The organism is uncultured Rhodococcus sp. (genome assembly GCF_963525155.1).
GTDB lineage: Bacteria > Actinomycetota > Actinomycetes > Mycobacteriales > Mycobacteriaceae > Rhodococcus_F > Rhodococcus_F qingshengii.
This window is the reverse complement of the sequence record NZ_CAURKP010000012.1, coordinates 31,388-47,172: the sequence shown is the minus strand read 5'-3', so window position 1 is coordinate 47,172 and position 15,785 is coordinate 31,388. Positions and strand designations below refer to the sequence as shown.

General features: G+C 62.6%; 17 protein-coding genes. 9 read left to right on the top strand and 8 right to left on the bottom strand.

From position 1 onward, the window contains the following. Positions 1 to 3: 3 nt before the first annotated feature. The 6 genes from RWT78_RS05030 to RWT78_RS05005 form a co-directional block, all read right to left on the bottom strand. A complete protein-coding gene (locus RWT78_RS05030) occupies positions 4 to 2,193 on the bottom strand; it encodes a transglycosylase domain-containing protein (RefSeq protein ID WP_204855178.1) in 2,190 nt (729 codons plus the stop codon). Positions 2,194 to 2,305: 112 nt separating this feature from the next. Further along, entirely contained in the window at positions 2,306 to 2,515 is a 210-nt protein-coding gene (locus RWT78_RS05025; RefSeq protein WP_019746112.1) for a hypothetical protein, read from the bottom strand. Between the two features lie 22 nt (positions 2,516 to 2,537). Next, positions 2,538 to 3,374: a carbohydrate ABC transporter permease gene (locus tag RWT78_RS05020; RefSeq protein WP_314674365.1), complete on the bottom strand. Its 837-nt coding sequence runs from the start codon at positions 3,372 to 3,374 to the stop codon at positions 2,538 to 2,540. After that, positions 3,371 to 4,546 carry a carbohydrate ABC transporter permease gene (locus tag RWT78_RS05015; protein ID WP_209910596.1) on the bottom strand — a complete coding sequence of 392 codons (1,176 nt, stop codon included), beginning with the start codon at positions 4,544 to 4,546 and terminating at the stop codon, positions 3,371 to 3,373. The genes RWT78_RS05020 and RWT78_RS05015 overlap by 4 nt, the downstream gene beginning before the upstream one ends. 20 nt (positions 4,547 to 4,566) lie before the next feature. Next, on the bottom strand, positions 4,567 to 5,856 hold the full coding sequence (locus tag RWT78_RS05010) for an ABC transporter substrate-binding protein (protein ID WP_007735225.1): 1,290 nt from the start codon (positions 5,854 to 5,856) through the stop codon (positions 4,567 to 4,569). A gap of 170 nt (positions 5,857 to 6,026) precedes the next feature. Continuing rightward, positions 6,027 to 7,100, bottom strand: coding sequence for an ABC transporter ATP-binding protein (locus tag RWT78_RS05005; protein WP_003946073.1), 1,074 nt, complete (start codon positions 7,098 to 7,100; stop codon positions 6,027 to 6,029). 114 nt (positions 7,101 to 7,214) lie between these two features. On the opposite strand from RWT78_RS05005, the gene RWT78_RS05000 reads away from it, so the two are divergent. Genes RWT78_RS05000 through RWT78_RS04990 form a run of 3 tightly spaced genes read left to right on the top strand, consistent with a single transcriptional unit; the run spans position 7,215 to position 8,960 of the window. Then, on the top strand, positions 7,215 to 8,039 hold the full coding sequence (locus RWT78_RS05000; protein WP_030537724.1) for a DUF2786 domain-containing protein: 825 nt from the start codon (positions 7,215 to 7,217) through the stop codon (positions 8,037 to 8,039). Continuing rightward, positions 8,036 to 8,533: a TIGR04338 family metallohydrolase gene (locus RWT78_RS04995; protein WP_042450620.1), complete on the top strand. Its 498-nt coding sequence runs from the start codon at positions 8,036 to 8,038 to the stop codon at positions 8,531 to 8,533. Before RWT78_RS05000 ends, RWT78_RS04995 begins: the two co-directional genes overlap by 4 nt. Before the next feature lie 58 nt (positions 8,534 to 8,591). Next, positions 8,592 to 8,960 (top strand): helix-turn-helix domain-containing protein, encoded by a 369-nt coding sequence (locus RWT78_RS04990; protein ID WP_003946041.1) that lies wholly within the window; start codon positions 8,592 to 8,594, stop codon positions 8,958 to 8,960. On the opposite strand, the gene RWT78_RS04985 is transcribed toward RWT78_RS04990, so the two are convergent. Further along, positions 8,961 to 9,548, bottom strand: coding sequence for an ATP-dependent Clp protease proteolytic subunit (locus tag RWT78_RS04985; protein WP_003945993.1), 588 nt, complete (start codon positions 9,546 to 9,548; stop codon positions 8,961 to 8,963). A gap of 4 nt (positions 9,549 to 9,552) precedes the next feature. Further along, positions 9,553 to 10,161 carry an ATP-dependent Clp protease proteolytic subunit gene (locus RWT78_RS04980; RefSeq protein WP_314674360.1) on the bottom strand — a complete coding sequence of 203 codons (609 nt, stop codon included), beginning with the start codon at positions 10,159 to 10,161 and terminating at the stop codon, positions 9,553 to 9,555. 227 nt (positions 10,162 to 10,388) lie between these two features. On the opposite strand from RWT78_RS04980, the gene RWT78_RS04975 reads away from it, so the two are divergent. The 6 genes from RWT78_RS04975 to RWT78_RS04950 are packed head-to-tail and all read left to right on the top strand — an operon-like array spanning position 10,389 to position 15,744. After that, the gene (locus RWT78_RS04975) at positions 10,389 to 11,090 is read left to right on the top strand and encodes a Clp protease N-terminal domain-containing protein (RefSeq protein WP_003946017.1); all 702 of its coding nucleotides are present in this window, start codon (positions 10,389 to 10,391) and stop codon (positions 11,088 to 11,090) included. 56 nt (positions 11,091 to 11,146) lie between these two features. Then, a complete protein-coding gene (locus RWT78_RS04970; protein ID WP_314674358.1) occupies positions 11,147 to 12,823 on the top strand; it encodes an FAD-binding protein in 1,677 nt (558 codons plus the stop codon). Then, positions 12,820 to 13,173, top strand: a complete 354-nt coding sequence (locus RWT78_RS04965) for a ferredoxin family protein (RefSeq protein WP_003946006.1) — start codon at positions 12,820 to 12,822, stop codon at positions 13,171 to 13,173. The genes RWT78_RS04970 and RWT78_RS04965 overlap by 4 nt, the downstream gene beginning before the upstream one ends. Next, entirely contained in the window at positions 13,170 to 14,171 is a 1,002-nt protein-coding gene (locus tag RWT78_RS04960) for an ABC transporter substrate-binding protein (protein ID WP_054831701.1), read from the top strand. The genes RWT78_RS04965 and RWT78_RS04960 overlap by 4 nt, the downstream gene beginning before the upstream one ends. Further along, positions 14,168 to 15,022, top strand: a complete 855-nt coding sequence (locus RWT78_RS04955) for an ABC transporter permease (RefSeq protein ID WP_314674357.1) — start codon at positions 14,168 to 14,170, stop codon at positions 15,020 to 15,022. Before RWT78_RS04960 ends, RWT78_RS04955 begins: the two co-directional genes overlap by 4 nt. Next, positions 15,019 to 15,744, top strand: coding sequence for an ABC transporter ATP-binding protein (locus RWT78_RS04950; RefSeq protein WP_003946013.1), 726 nt, complete (start codon positions 15,019 to 15,021; stop codon positions 15,742 to 15,744). The genes RWT78_RS04955 and RWT78_RS04950 overlap by 4 nt, the downstream gene beginning before the upstream one ends. Positions 15,745 to 15,785: the final 41 nt, after the last annotated feature.

Here is a 15,785-nt window from a genome sequence, read left to right as displayed (position 1 = left end):
TTGTCAGCCCGGTAGTGGGATGACGATGCCCGGCAGGATCTCGATCTGACGCGGCAACTGGGGGAGCGGCGGCACTTCGATCGGCGGTAGGCCGGGCACCTCGATGGGCGCCGGGGGAGCGACCGCGCCCGTCGTGGGCGTGCCCGTCCCGTCCCCCGAGGTCACACCGGAGTTCGCGGGAACGCCGGCCTGCCCGCCGATGGGGTCCGGCCACGGGAAGCTCTCCCAGTCGGATCCCTTCAGCGCGCCGTCCATCGTGCTCTTCCAGATGTCCGCAGGCACTCCGGAGCCGTAGATCAAACCACCGTAGGAGTTGGTGATGGCCTGAGCGTCGGAAGTTCCGATCCACACCGCGGTGGACAGCGACGGCGTGTAACCGACCATCCACGCATCCTTGTTCTGCCCCGTGTCACCCAACTGCGCGGTGCCGGTCTTGGCAGCAGACGGGCGTCCACCGGCAAGCGCGTGACCGTTCGAGTACGACGCGATCGGGAGCATTGCCTGCGTGACGTTGTCGGCAACGGCAGCATCGAGACGACGCTCACCGGGAGAGACCGGGCGATCGAGCAGGACTTCACCTTCGGCCGTCACGACCTTCTGGATGAAGTGCGGCTGCTGGTACACACCGGAATTGGCGAGCGTCGCGTAAGCGGACGCCATGTCGATAACGCGAGACTGATACTGGCCGAGCACGATTCCGTTCTCCGGCGGACCACCCTCCTGTGTGAGCGTCGGGTAGTCGAGTCCGGGAATGTGCTCGGGGATGCCGGCCAGGTGGGCGGCGTCGGCGATCTTCTGGGGACCGTTCTCCATCGAGAGCATCAACCGGTAGAAGCTGGTGTTCAGCGAACGCTTGAGTGCCTCGGCGATGGTGCATCGACCACAGGATTCGCCGCCGACGTTTCCGATGGTCACGCCGTTGATCGTGAGCGGTGAACTGTCGAACCGTGCGGACAGCGGAATGTCTTCCATCAATGCTGCGACCAGACCGAAGACCTTGAACGCGGAACCGGTCTGCAGCGGCGCCTGGGCGTAGTCGAAGCCGGCTCCGTCGTCACCGCCGTAATAGGCGTCGACGCCACCGGTCTTGGGGTCGATGGACACTACTGCGGTCCGCAGGTCTTCCGGCTCGCCCTCGAGATTCCGCCTGACGGCGTTCAGCGCAGCTTCCTGCGCAACCGGGTCGATGGTCGTCGTGATCTGCAGGCCAGCGGTGTTCAGCGTCTGATCGCTGATACCGGCCTCGGCCAGTTCCTTGAGTACCTGGGTCTTGATGTGGCCTTCGGGTCCTGGCGCCTGGTTCAGATCGGTCGGCCGATTGGCGGGGGCGACGGCCGGGAACTGCATCGCGTCGCGATCCGTCTTGGTCAGGCTGCCCAGTTCCACCATGCCGTTGAGAACGTAGTCCCAGCGCGCTTGCAGCGCGGACAGATTGGTCTCGGGGTCCAGGAACGACGGGCTCTGGATGACGGACGCGAGAACTGCGCCTTCCTCGACGCTCAGCTCACTGACCGGCTTGTCGAAGTACGCGTTCGACGCGGCGGCGATGCCGTACGCACCGCGACCGAAGTAGATGGTGTTGAGATACGCGGCAAGAATGTCGTCCTTGGACCATTCGCGCGCCATCTTGGCGGAGATGACGAGCTCACGCAGCTTCCTGTCGATACTGCGCTTGTCACCGACCAAGACGTTCTTCACGTATTGCTGAGTGATCGTCGAGCCACCGCCGGCGCTTTCCTTGCCCATCACGTTGTCGCGGGCAGCGCGAGCAAATCCGGAGATCGAGAACCCGGGGTTGGTGTAGAAGTTACGATCCTCCGCCGAGAGCACCGAATCGCGGACGTGAATCGGGATGGCCGACAACGCGACCTCGGTGCGGTTTCCCTCCGCCGGCACTACCTTGCCGAGCACGGTCGTGCCGTCGGCCATGTAGATGGTGGACACCTGATTGGTCTGCATGTCAGAGGGGCGCGGGACATCGGTCCGGCTGTACGCGACAGCAAAAACCGACGCGGGCACGATGACCATCAGGAGCACGAGCACGTAGATGGTCCGCCGGACGAACCGCCACTTCGAGCGCTGCTTTTTCGCGGGCTTGGCCGACTTGTTCGACCGGGGCGAATTAGCCGACTTGCCCGATCGAGCCGACGACTGATCGCCACCCGTCGCACTCGATCTGTTCGATGGACTCACTCAACACTCCCGGTCGTGGATCCGGACTTACCGGCACCATTCCACCAGGGTGATATCTCGATCAGATAACTCCCGGCAACTGCGATACCGAAATGTCACCCTACCGGGCTGGCTACTCGCGACGTTCTGCTCGGACCGCGTTCCGATATCCGCGGAACGCGAGCCCGAGAGCGACGACGCAACCGAGCAGCACCAAAGACGGCATCACGCCGGGGTCTCCCTTGACGATCGCGACCACAGCGCCGATCAACGCCATGAGGGCGAAGACCGAGATGAAGCCGGCAATCAGCTCCATACGCTGGGCGCGCGAAGCCCGCCTCATCGAAACCGTGCGCAAGCGCGCATCACGACTTGACGCCGCCTGCGGTCAGACCGGCGATGATGCGTCGCTGGAAGATGAGAACCATGATGACCAGCGGGACCATCACGAGGGTTCCGCCGGCCATGATCGAGGTGTACGGCGTGACGAATGGGTCCGTTCCGGAGAACTTGGCCATCGCCACGGTGACGGGTGCGGTCTCGTCACTCGAGAGTTGGAGCGAGAGCAGGTACTCGTTGACCGTTGCGATGAAGGCGAGGATCGCGGTGGTGAACAGTGCCGGCGCGGCGAGCGGCAGCATGATCAGGCGGAAAGCCTGGCCACGGGTGGCGCCGTCGATACGCGCCGCCTCCTCGAGCTCCCACGGAAGCTCGGAGAAGAACGACGTCAGCGTGTAGACCGTCAGCGGCAGCACGAACGAGATGTTCGGGATGATCAGCGCTTTGTAGCTGCCGATCCAGCCGATGTCGGTGAACAACTGGAACAACGGAGTCACGAGGGCGACAACCGGAAACATGGACGCGCCGAGGATGATTCCGGTGACGAAGTATTTGCCACGGAAATCGAAACGCGAGAGCGCGTACGCCGTGAACACGCCGATGACCAAGGCGATCAGCGTGGTCGCGCCCGCGATGATGAGGCTGTTCATCAGTGCACGAGTGAAGTTCACCTTCGCGTCGGGATCGAGCGCCGCGGTGAAGTTGGACAGCGTGAGATTGGTGGGCCACAGCGACGTCGAGAACGTGTCCGCCGGGTCGCGCAGCGCCGTCACGATCATCCAGTAGCAGGGAGCGAGTCCCCACACGATGATCAGTACGACGCCGATGTAGGTGCCGATCTTGCCGCGTAGTGCCTTGTTCATACCGGCTCCCCCTTCCGCTGCTTTTCCTGCGTGCTGACCGCATTGGCTCCGAGGAATCGGACCAGGATGAAGGCCACAGCGAAGATGATGAGGAACGTGATGGTGGACAGTGCCGACGCCGAATTGGCGCCGACGCGCATCTGATCGACCACCAGAACCGAGATGGTGGAGGTGGCGGGATTGGATCCCATCATGATCGCGGGCAGGTCGTACATGCGCAGCGCGTCCATCGTGCGGAAGAGCACCGCCACCATGAGTGCGGGCTTGACCAGCGGAAGCGTGATCATGCGGAACCGCTGCCACGCCGTCGCACCGTCGACCTTGGCGGCCTCGTAGACGTCGGCGGGAATCATCTGAAGACCCGCGAGGATCAGCAACGCCATGAACGGCGCGGTCTTCCAGACGTCGGCGACGACGATCGCGAATCGCGCCGGCCAGGGGTCCGCCGTCCACAGGATGTTGGTGCCGAGGATCTTGTTGGCAATGCCGTCGTTGGCGAAGATGAAGAACCAGAGCTTCGCGGTGACGGCGGTGGGGATGGCCCAGGGAATCAGCACGGAAGCGCGGAGCAAACCGCGTCCGCGGAACGTCTTGGCCATGATCAACGCCATCGACAGACCAATCACCGTCTCGAGCAGGACGGTGACGACGGTGAAGCCGAACGTATTTCCGATCGACTGCCAGAACTGCGATCCGAGTGTGCCGGGCGGGCAGGGAATCGAGCCGTTGGCGGTGTTGCAGGACTGGGTGATCCAGTTCTTGTAGTTGTCGAACCACGTGAACTGACCGGTGACGAACATGCCGGTCTCGGGATCGAGCTTCTTGCCGTCGCTGTGCATCGACATCCAGATCGCTCGTCCGAGCGGATACAGAATGATGACGGCGAGAACGATCAGCGACGGTGCGACGAACGCCCACACCGGAACTCGTCGACGCTTCTTCGGCTTGTCGGCCGACGCAGGCGGGGGCGAGGTCGGCGGGGGTGGAGCAGCTGCAAGGTCAGGCAGAACCTTGGTCAGGGATGTCCCTGCTGCCTCGGATGCCGACGGCTCTTCTAGCGGTTCCGGTGCACGGTGTCTCCCACCAACGCCCGAACGGTCGGGACCGGTTGAACCGGCCCCGACCGTGGGGTTGGTAGGCACAGCCGCGGAAGGATCCTGCGGTTCTGCCATTGCTTATTGCTCCTGGTAGATCAGTTACCGGCGGTTTCGATGCCGGCCTTGGTGTCCGCCAAGGCTTGCTCGACGGTCTTCTCGCCGCGAATAGCAGCGTAGGTGTTGTCGGAGATCGACTTCGACACCTGCGTGTAGTACGGCGTGACGGGGCGCGGCTGAGCGGTGGCGAGTGCTTCCTTCAGGGTCGCGAAGTACGGGAACTGAGCGAGCACTGCCGGATCGTCGTAGACAGCCGAGAGGACGGGTGCGCCGCCGACCTCGGTGAAGTACGTCTGCGACTTCTTGGTCTGCATGAACTCGAGGAAGTCACGAGCCGTGGCGGGTGCGTCCGAGTACGCGCTGATGCCGACGTTGTAGCCGCCGACGGTCGAAGCGCCCGGTCCGTCGACACCCGGAAGAACGGTGTAGCCGTACTTGCCGGCAACCGAGGTCTTCTCACCGTCGACCGAGAAGCCGGACCACGTGCGCATGAAGAGTGCCTTGCCGTCGCCGAACGCGGTCTGCGACTCGCCCTCGGAGTAGGTCAGCGCTTCCTGCGGGATCGTGTTGTCGGCGAAGTTGTCGACGATCGACTGAACGCCTGCCTTCGTCTTGTCGTCGATGGCCGGGGTGAGTCCGTCCGGGCCGACCCACGGGCCGTCGAAGGCGTTGGTGATCTCGGTGGTGTTGACCGTCAGGCCCTCGTAGTTCTTGAACTGACCGATGTAGCAGGAGATGCCGGCTTCGACAGCCTTCGGGCAGTTTTCCTTGAGCTCGGCCCACGTGGTGGGGGCCTTCTCGACGAGGTCCTTGCGGTAGTACAGGAACGCTGCGTTGGTGTTCTTCGGCGCTGCGTAGAGCTTGCCGTTGTAGGTGCCCGAAGCGACGGTCGACGGCAGGAGGCCGGACTCGTCGATCGCGAGGTCACCCTCGAGCGGCAGCAGCCAACCGTTTGCGGCGAACTGAGCGGTGTTGACGACGTCGACGCCGATGAGGTCGTACTCGTCGCTCTTGGCCTGCATGCGCTGGGTGATGTCGTCGACCTGCGCGTTGGCTTCCTTCGCCAGCGGCTTGAGCGTGACCTTCTCGTCCGGATGCTCGGCATTCCAGTCGGAGATGATGTTTTCGAGCGCCTCGTTCAGGGCATCCTGCCCCTCGACGATCGTGATGGGTCCGCGGCCTTCGCTCGAGGACGATCCCCCGGATGCGGCCGTGGTGCTGGTTCCGCTGTCCTTGTCCGAATCGGACGAACAGCCTGCCAGTACCAGCATGGACGCTGCCGTGGCTGCAATTGCAGCGCGGCGCATCGCCTTCGAGTTCAGAACCATGGATTCGCTCCCCGTATGTGTATGACAAATAGACGGTCACCGAGAGCCTGCTCACGGCATGCGCCATGAGTGCCGGCTCCCGGCATCGGCCCCTACTGTGGCACGAGACACCCGTACTTGTGGGTATTACGCCGAACCTGAATCGGTCATGTGTCGTTTGACAGGTCGACCTAACCCAGGCGACGCCCGTCGGTGGTGGCAAAAATGTGCACCTTCTCGGGGTCGACGCGCAGGTTGACGCGCTCGCCCTTCTGCGGCGGATTGCGCCAGTCACCACGCGAGACGATCTGCTGCAGCCGTCCGCCGATCGTGGTCCGGCCGTAGACGTAGGCGTCCGAGCCGAGTTCCTCGACGACGTCGACCTCCATCGGCAGGCCTTCGGCGGCGATCTCGAGGTGCTCGGGGCGAATACCCAGAACAACCTCGGTTTCGACGACGCCGTTCATCGTCTCGCGCGGAACCGGAACGATCCCGTCACCGAATGCGACGCCGCCGTCGACGACGGGGAGGGTGAAGAGGTTCATCGCGGGTGAACCCATGAAGCCGGCGACGAAGACGTTCTTCGGCTTGTTGTACAGCTCGCGCGGCGAGGCGCACTGCTGCAGGATTCCCTTTTCGAGGACGGCGACGCGGTCACCCATCGTCATGGCCTCGACCTGGTCGTGGGTCACGTAAACCATCGTCGTCGCGAGGCGTCGTTGCAGCTGAGCGATCTGCGTACGTGTCTGCACACGGAGTTTCGCGTCGAGGTTCGAGAGCGGCTCGTCCATCAGGAAGACCTGCGGCTGGCGGACGATGGCGCGGCCCATCGCCACTCGCTGACGCTGGCCACCGGACAGCGCTTTGGGCTTGCGATCGAGGTACGGCTCGAGATCGAGCATCTTCGCGACCTCTTCGACGCGGGCGCGGATCTCCGTCTTGTTGGTTCCGGCGAGCTTGAGCGCAAAACCCATGTTCTCGGCCACCGACATGTGCGGGTACAGCGCGTAGTTCTGGAAGACCATCGCGATGTCGCGCTCTTTCGGCTCCTGACCGGTGACGTCGCGGTCGCCGATGAGGATGCGTCCACTGTGGACGTCTTCGAGCCCGGCGAGCATGCGCAGGGTGGTCGACTTTCCGCAGCCGGAGGGTCCGACGAGGACGAGGAACTCGCCGTCCTCGATCTCGAGGTCGAGCTTGTCCACTGCCGGAGTGTTCGATCCGGGGAAAAGGCAGGTGGTGCTCTCGAAAGTCACTGAAGCCATGACGGGGTTGATCCCTTCTACCGGCAGGAACGTGCCGGACGATCCAAGTTGAGGGTGAGCGTGTGCGCTAGCAGCATAAACGTCCGTGTCGGCGCGCGAGCGTAGTCTTTCACGGTGAGTTCGGAGAAGATGCTGACCCGCATCGGTGCGCTGCTTCGCCAAGCGGAGTCCACCGACAATCCACACGAAGGTGAAGCCTTCATGGCTGCCGCTCAGCGGTTGGCCACCAGTTCCGCGATCGACCTGGCGGTCGCGCGTGCGCACACCGCGTCTTCGGAAAAGCGTGCGACGCCCACTCAACGGCTCATCACCATCGGCGAACCGGGCAAGCGCGGACTGCGAACGTACGCCCAGTTGTTCATCGCCATCGCCGCTGCCAACGACGTGCAATGCGACATCGCGCAGACGTCGGCCGTCATCTACGCCTACGGCTTCGCCGGCGACATCGACGTGTGCGAGGCCCTGTATTCGAGCCTGCTCTTCCAGATGGTGCGTGACTCCGACGCGTACGTGCGTTCCGGGGCGTACCGCGGCGAAACGTCCGTGCGGACCGTCGTCGAAACTCGTGGACGACGACGCGTCAGCACGCAGGTCCGCAAGCCGGTGGCCGGAGTGACGGCGCGCCTGAACTTCCAGATGGCGTACGCGTCCCGCATCGGCGCTCGGTTGGCCGAGACGAAGCAGGAGACGGAGAAGACCGCGATCGCAGAATCTGCCACGTCGTCTTCCGAAACCGCACTCGTGCTGCGTAACAAGGAAATCGAGCTGAAGGACTACTACTCGTCCAACTCCAAAGCGCGTGGGACGTGGCGGGGCGGCGGCCGCGCAAGCGCCGGGCATTCCTCACATGCTCGACGAGCGGGTGATCGGGCGGCGCGCTCCGCACGTCTGGGGAACCTTCCGGAGATCGGCGGGGTGCGCGGGCAGCTCGACTCGTGAGGGATACGCAGCGGAGCGCCGTCTACGAGGCAGAGACGTTGGTGCGCACCATGTTCGATCGCGCCGACCAGCGCGGACTTCGGAGCGTCGAGGTCATGGGTTCCACCATCACCTTGCCGGTCGAGCGCAAATTCGGTTCCGTGGAGTCGGTCCAGGCGTACTGCGATCAGCTACTCGGGCTGAATTGGGTACGGGAGACCTGGACTCGCGCAACCATTCCGGTGTCCGTGCGCTCCCGCGGCGGCAATGCCGCCGCTCACTACTCGAACGACGTCATCGCCGTCCCGGACGACCGTGACGGCCGGTGGGCGCTACGCGAATTCGTTGTCTTGCACGAACTTGCGCACCACCTCGGCGACCCCGCCTCCGACGAGGCTTCCCACGGGCCCGAGTTCGTCGACCGCTACACGAGCCTTGTCGGCGAGATCATCGGGCCCGAGGCGGCCTTCGTTCTTCGAGCGATGTTCCTTGCCGGTGGTGTTCGAACGGACTAGATGTCAGCCCTCGGTGAACCGGGTGGTGTCCGTACCGGTCGGCTGGAATACTCGGCCTATGGATGCGCCGCGCAGACTGGTCCTGGTCAAGGGTGAGTCGGAACTCCCCGATCCGGCTGTTGCCGTGCGCAAACCCCCACTGATTCGTGAAGCCTACGGACGAGTGCTGCGGGAGGTTCGACGCGATCAGGACCGAACTCTCGACGACGTAGCCGCAAAGGTCGGGATGTCGAAGCAATACCTCTCCGAGATCGAACGGGGCAAGAAGGAACCGTCGTCGGAAATTCTGCGCGCAATCTGCGAAGCGCTCGGGATGCCGCTCGAGCATCTACTGTTCCGAGCGGGCAACCGGATCGTTGCACTCAACTCCCTCACCTTCGGGCACTCTCCCGCACCGATCTCGGGTCCCGTCCTGATGGCGGCCTAGTCAGTTCCCTTCGATGAGGGTGTCGGCCAGTCCGTAGGAGATAGCGTCGTCGGCGGTGAAGATCCTGTCGCGATCGGTGTCCTTACGCAATCGCTCGACGCTCTGACCGGTGTGCTTACTCAGAATCGCCTCGGTCTGCTCCCGGATTCGCAGGATCTCGGCTGCTTGAAGCGCGAGGTCCGAGATGGTGCCGCTACCTTGCGTCGACGGTTGGTGCAGCAGCACCCGCGAATGGGCAAGAACATGCCGATGGCCTGGAGTGCCGGCGGCCAGAAGCACTGCAGCAGCCGAAGCCGCTTGACCCATGCAGTACGTGGAAATCGTCGGTTTCAAGAACTGCATGGTGTCGTAGATCGCGAGCATCGCCGTGGTGGAACCGCCGGGAGAGTTGATGTACAAACCGATTTCACGATCCGGGTTGTCGGCTTGCAGATGCAGCATCTGAGCCATCACGACGTTGGCGACGCCGTCGTCGATCTCTGTGCCGAGAAAGACGATGCGTTCGTTGAGCAGCCTGCTGAAGATGTCGAAAGATCGCTCACCCGTTGGTGTTCGCTCGATGACGCTGGGAATCGTGTACTGGGACATGACGTCACAATCCGATCTTGGGGAAGGTGGCTTGCGGTGCGATCTCGGCGAAGGACGTCACGACGCGGTCGACGATTCCGTACTTGCGCGCCTGCTCGGCGGTGAACCAGCGATCCCGATCGCTGTCGGTCTCGATCTCTTCGACGGTCCGGCCCGTTTCGGCGGCGAGGATTTCCTGCGATTGACGCTTCATCAGCTCGAGACTCTCGGCCTGGATCGCAATGTCCACCGCAGTGCCACCGATACCCGCCGAAGGTTGGTGCATCATGATGCGGCTGTGCGCCAGGCTGATTCGCTTGCCGTGGGTGCCGGAGCAGAGAAGCACCTGGCCCATGCTGGCCGCGAAGCCCATCGCGACCGTCACGACGTCGTTGGGGATGAGCTTCATCGTGTCGTAGATGGCCAGACCGGCAAACACCGACCCGCCAGGTGAATTGATGTAGAGCACGACGTCGCGCTTGGGGTCGGTGGTGGCGAGGAGCACCAGTTCCGAACACACACGTTCGGCCATGGCGTCGTTGACCTCGCCGGTGAGAAGAATGGTTCGCTGTCGGAAGAGCCTGTCTGTCAACAGGTCACGGTAGCCGGTATCGGTGGGCGCTTCAGTAGTCATGAATCCATTCCTACCGGCGCGGCAGTGCCGCGGCCCCGCCTGTCTGCTGTGGGCAGACCGTGCGCACGCGACCAGATTCGGACCAGCCTGAACCAAACCCCTGAACTGGGCTTTCCTGCCGGAACAACGGCACCGACGATTGCCCGACACCATCCGTGGGGGTTATATGGGGTTATGCACATCAGTGCAGGTCAAGCGGTCGAGATCAGGTAGAAGAGGAAGAATCGATGCCGAAGGTCAACATCTATCTCCCGGATGACCTCGCTGCTGCTGTACGCGCACGCGGACTGCCTGTCTCGGCAATCTGCCAGATGGCACTCCGCGGAACACTCGATCGCGAAATTCCTGATTCTGCCGTGCGTATCACCGAGCATATCGACACCGATCTACCCTTCAGCCCACATCTTGCGTCGGTAATTTCTCTGGCACCCGCGGCAGCTGCTGGAAAAGGCTCACGAACAGTCGATTCCGAACACTTGTTGCAGGCGCTGCTAGACGAGGAAGAGAACCTGATATTGCGAGGCCTCGACCACCTCGGCCTGACACGGACGTCGATCCAGAAGACTCTCGACCTTGTGGTGCCCGACGGTACCCCACTCGACGACAACGACGTGACGTTCGGCCCCGAGGCGAGAGCCATCCTCGAAGCGGCTGTGACCGACGCGCAACTCGTCGGCAATTCCATCGTCAACGGAGCAAATCTTGTGTGGGCGTTGGCCAACGCGACAACGGGATACGCGGCGGAAGTCTTGGATCAGCTCGGTTTCTTCCAAGTAACCACCCATCAAGCCTTGGGGTTGATCGAGGTCGGCGTTGCACACGCCAATCGGTACGCACCGGCCGGGCAAGCCGGAATCCTCACGGAATTGGCAAAGATCACCGACCGACTCGAACGCCTCGAGGCCTCCCTCTCACCGTCGTGTAGCTAGAGCGAACATCTCGTACTTCTCTCTCCCAACGCATTCCAGATCGGAGGTGCGCTGTCATGGCGCGCTCACTCCCACGTTTTCGCGGGCACGTGGTCACTGACGACGTCGAAAACCTTCTCGTGTCGACTGACGTCCTCGTCGTCGGCGGGGGTCCGGCCGCTACGTGGGCGGCCGTCGCCGCCGCCGAATCCGGCGCGGCCGTCACGTTGGTGGACAAAGGCTATGTCGGTGCCAGCGGAGTCGCCGCCACTGCAGGAGTCGGCCATTGGCTCGTGCCGCCGGTGGCCGAGCGCCGCGACGAGGAGATTTCGAAGCGTGAACGCTCAGGTGGATACATCACCGATCGCATCTGGACTGAAGCGGTACTCGACGAGGCCTGGGCGCGAACCGCTCTCATTCCCGAATGGGGTTACAAACCCAGTACGAAGCCGCGCGGTTCCGGAACACTTTTCGGCGCCCGCCCCGGTGAGCGATCGTTCTCCGGTGCAGCTCCGGACTACCTTCGATTCCTTCGGGGGAAGGTGAAGAAGTCCGGTGTACTCGTACTCGATCACAGTCCGGCACTGGAACTTCTCGTAGATGCCGGTGGGACGGTGTCCGGTGCAACGGGTTACCAGCGCCAAGTGAAACGGCCGTGGCGTGTCGATGCCGGTGCGGTGATCCTGGCAACCGGCGGAACGACGTGGAAGAGCCATTCCCTCGGCGGAGACGTCAATACCGGAGACGGGCATCTGATGGCCGCGGAGGTGGGCGCGCACCTCTCGAGCATGGAGTTCTCCAATTTCTACGGAATGGTGCCGTTCGGAACCAGCATGGACAAGAATGGATTCTTCGTCACTGCCTCGTACTGGGATCATCTCGGTGAACCGATTCACTATCACGATTTACATCAAAGCCGCGCAGAGCTTCTCGGCGCATCGCTGAGGGGCACGATCACCGCACAGTTCACACAGTTCGGCGAGGAAGTGCAACCGGCATTGCGAGCCGCCATGCCCAATTTCTTCATGGTCACGGACAAGTTGGGGGTCGATCCGTTCAACGAACGCTTCCCGATGGACTGGGTTCAAGAAGGAACGGTCCGAGGCACCGGTGGGATACATATCCTCGACCATGACGCGTCCACCGGAGTTTCCGGACTCTACGCCGCTGGAGACATCGCCGCACGGGATCGCATCGTCGGCGCAGCCACCGGAGCGGGTGGCCCCAACCTGTCGTGGGCCATTGCGACCGGCACCTGGGCGGGACGAGCAGCCGCGTCCTTCTCCGATAGCCGAAGAGCGACAGACCTATCCGACACTCGATCGTCAGGAACGCTCGGTGTGAGAGATCGAGGTTTCGACGACGTACGCGGCTCTGTTCGCGCCATTCAGTCCGAGATGCTCCCGATCGACAAGTCCGTGTTCCGAAGCAACGACGGGTTGATCGATTCGGCTACTCGACTTGATCGTCTCTGGGAGAGCGCATCTCGCGACCTCGACCACACAACCGCCGGAACAGAGGCTATCGCGCAACGCGAAGCGGCTGGGATGCTCGCGATGAGCCGCTGGGCGGTTCGTTCGGCCTTGGTACGGACCGAAACTCGCGGCATGCATACTCGCATCGACTTTCCCGCCACCGACGTGGACCAAACCCATCGCTTGCTCAGTGGCGGCTTGAACGACATCTGGGTTGCCCCCGATACCGAGTTGCCCCGCGTCGGCAGTGCATTGGCTCAGCAGGGAAGTGCATCATGATCGAGTTGATCAGCATCGACCGGTGCACGACGTGTGACATCTGCGTCCGCATCTGTCCGATGAACGTCTTCGAAGCCGTAGCAGATTCACCACCCGCGATCGCGCGGCATTCGGACTGTCAGACATGTTTCCAGTGTGAGGCGTACTGCCCCGCCGACGCCATCTTCGTCTCACCGTCGCGTACTCCTGAGCCTCAGGACTCCGAACTACGCGACGAGGAGCATCTGATCGGGCAGAACCTGCTCGGGATGTACCGCGAACGGGTCGGATGGCGCAAATCGTCCCCTCGTCCGACCCAATCCACAGCCGACTATCACCAGCTCGCCCAGAACGCCAGGAGAACACCATGAAAACCCGATCTCGCGCCAAAGGCTTGACAGCCCTACTCACAATTGCGCTTTTCGCGACGACAGCGGCATGCTCGTCCACCTCCGCGGCTTCCGACAGCAGTTCGAAAGACCTTGTCCCACTGACGGTCGGGGCGCCCTGGAACGGGGCTGCAGGCAAGAGTCCTACCGACACCACCTCGTTCGGGTACGCCGTGCACGAAGGCCTGGCGCAACCCATCCTCGAGAAGTACGGCTTCGAGTACAAAGCCTTCGTGGGCTTCAACAACGGCCCTCCGGTGGTGCAGGCGCTGCAGACCGGTGACGTGCAGGTGGGATTGATCGGGGATACCCCCGCGGTTCAGGCCAAGGCCAGCGGAATCGACGTGCCGGCCCTCGTGATCGACAAACCGTCGTCGGATATCTGGTTCCTCGGCCGTGAGGGCGGAGTATCCAAGATCGAAGACTTGGCAGGCAAGAAGGTAGGACTGCAGTTCGGGTCGAACTTCGACAAGTACGGCCGGGCGGTCCTCGAACGAGCCGGTGTCGCGGACAAGGTGGAGTTGGTCAATCTGCTCTTTGCCGATGCACTCCCCGCTCTGCAACGTGGTGACATCGACGCCGTGCCCCTTCCGGCCACGACAGCCGGCATCTGGAGGAAACAAATCGACTTTCCTGTCCTGTCCAAGGCCAGCGTCGACGATCCGGATCTCCTCGCGACCAGCGTGGCGCTGACGTCGCGGGATACGCTGAACTCGAATCCCGATCTGGGCAAGGCTGTTTGGGAAGTCATTCAAGCAGGCGACAAGGCGATCGATGCCGATCACGACGCCTACGCACAGTTCGTTTTCGACGCAACGGGATCACCGGTGGACGTTGTCAAGGAAGCAACGCTTTGGAACTTTCAGAGTGAGCCTGTCGACCCTGACGGATTGAACACCGTCCGTTCGACTCTCGACTTCTTGGTCAAGTCCGGAAAGGCCCCCAACGCATTCGACGTCACGACCTGGGCTGTCTCGTGAGCGTCGAGGCACCCCAGTTACCTGCAGCGGCAGCGGCAGTCTCGGATGCAGACAGAATCGCGCCTCGCACTGCCAAGCGTCGACGAAGCCGGCTCTCCGATACTGCGCTTCGCGCGAGTGTTCCGGTCGCATTAGTCACCGTGTGGGCACTCGGATCAGCGACGGGCCGAATCGACGAAAAGGTCTTCCCGTCTCCCTGGTCCGTGTGGTCGGCGTTTGTCGAACTCGTGACGACTGGTGTTCTGTGGGAGAACCTTTCGGTCTCACTTGCGCGGGTAGCCATCGGGTTTACCATCGGCGGTGCCCTCGGACTCTCGCTCGGTATTGCGTCAGGATTGTTCGCTCTCGCCGACAAGCTTGTGGACCCCACGCTCCAGATGCTCCGCACGATCCCGTTTCTTGCGATCACACCGCTGTTGATTCTGTGGTTCGGTATAGACGAGCGTCCCAAAATCATCATCATCGCGGCCGCAGCACTGTTTCCGCTGTACATCAACACTCACAGTGGAGTCCGCAATGTAGACCGCAAGGTCATCGAGGCCGGACGTGTGTTCGGACTACGGGGTCTCGGACTGATTCGTCAGGTGATTCTGCCGGAAATGATTCCTTCGGTGCTCGTCGGATTGAGGGTCTCGTTGTCGGTGTCACTTCTCGCACTCATCGTCGCCGAATTAAGTAATGCACCAAAGGGTCTGGGATTTCTCATGACTTCTGCGCAGCAATACTTCCAGACCGACGTCCTCGTGGTCGTCGTCATCATCTACGCAATCTGGGGGTTGTCGGTCGACCTCCTCGTTCGGGGTATCGAGCGAATCCTGATGCCCTACAAGCAGTGGGGGAAGAGCGCATGACCGTCCAACATACGGATTCGGGTGTCCATGCTGTCGACGTCGTGAAGACCTTCGGCGATCGGACAATTCTGGACGGTTTCTCACTCGACGTGAGACCGGGGGAGTTCGTGGCACTTCTCGGAGCCAGTGGTAGCGGCAAGACGACCTTTCTGCGGATCCTTGCAGGACTCGAGGATTTCGATGCCGGTGAGGTCCGTGCACCGGAAGCCCGGACCGTCGTCTTCCAAGAGCCTCGTTTGATTGCGTCGAAGCGAGTCCAGGACAACGTCATCCTCGGACAACGCTCCACCCGGAAGAACCGCGAAGCGGCCGCGGCCGCGCTGGCAGAAGTGTCGCTCGCCGGGCGTGAACGTGCTTGGCCCACGACCCTGTCCGGTGGTGAAGCCCAGCGCGTGGCCCTGGCACGAGCACTGGTACGTAACCCGCGGCTTCTTCTGCTGGACGAACCTTTTGCTGCACTCGATGCGCTTACGCGTCTCCGCATGCAGGCATTGGTTGCGGAGCTGTGCCGCAAACATCGCCCCGCGGTCCTTCTGGTGACTCACGACATCGACGAGGCAATCCTGTTGGCCGATCGTATTGCGGTGCTGCGAGACGGCCGGGTCAGCATTCTCGAGACCGTGTCGTTCGTGAAGCCGCGCAGTCCCTCACAGCCGGGATACGCCGCGCTGCGCACTCGACTCCTCGAAGAGTTGGGAGTACACGAAGCTGTCGGCGCGTGATCGTTTCGCCGACCCTGCGGCGGTAGCGGTACCGCGCACAC

What these genes read in the sequence shown, in the direction of transcription:
- RWT78_RS05025 (WP_019746112.1), bottom strand. Translation starts at nt 2,515, where the DNA reads ATGAGGCGGGCTTCGCGCGCCCAGCGTATGGAGCTGATTGCCGGCTTC.
- RWT78_RS05020 (WP_314674365.1), bottom strand. Translation starts at nt 3,374, where the DNA reads ATGAACAAGGCACTACGCGGCAAGATCGGCACCTACATCGGCGTCGTA.
- RWT78_RS05015 (WP_209910596.1), bottom strand. Translation starts at nt 4,546, where the DNA reads ATGGCAGAACCGCAGGATCCTTCCGCGGCTGTGCCTACCAACCCCACG.
- RWT78_RS05010 (WP_007735225.1), bottom strand. Translation starts at nt 5,856, where the DNA reads ATGGTTCTGAACTCGAAGGCGATGCGCCGCGCTGCAATTGCAGCCACG.
- RWT78_RS05005 (WP_003946073.1), bottom strand. Translation starts at nt 7,100, where the DNA reads ATGGCTTCAGTGACTTTCGAGAGCACCACCTGCCTTTTCCCCGGATCG.
- RWT78_RS04990 (WP_003946041.1), top strand. Translation starts at nt 8,592, where the DNA reads ATGGATGCGCCGCGCAGACTGGTCCTGGTCAAGGGTGAGTCGGAACTC.
- RWT78_RS04985 (WP_003945993.1), bottom strand. Translation starts at nt 9,548, where the DNA reads ATGTCCCAGTACACGATTCCCAGCGTCATCGAGCGAACACCAACGGGT.
- RWT78_RS04980 (WP_314674360.1), bottom strand. Translation starts at nt 10,161, where the DNA reads ATGACTACTGAAGCGCCCACCGATACCGGCTACCGTGACCTGTTGACA.
- RWT78_RS04975 (WP_003946017.1), top strand. Translation starts at nt 10,389, where the DNA reads ATGCCGAAGGTCAACATCTATCTCCCGGATGACCTCGCTGCTGCTGTA.
- RWT78_RS04970 (WP_314674358.1), top strand. Translation starts at nt 11,147, where the DNA reads ATGGCGCGCTCACTCCCACGTTTTCGCGGGCACGTGGTCACTGACGAC.
- RWT78_RS04965 (WP_003946006.1), top strand. Translation starts at nt 12,820, where the DNA reads ATGATCGAGTTGATCAGCATCGACCGGTGCACGACGTGTGACATCTGC.
- RWT78_RS04960 (WP_054831701.1), top strand. Translation starts at nt 13,170, where the DNA reads ATGAAAACCCGATCTCGCGCCAAAGGCTTGACAGCCCTACTCACAATT.
- RWT78_RS04950 (WP_003946013.1), top strand. Translation starts at nt 15,019, where the DNA reads ATGACCGTCCAACATACGGATTCGGGTGTCCATGCTGTCGACGTCGTG.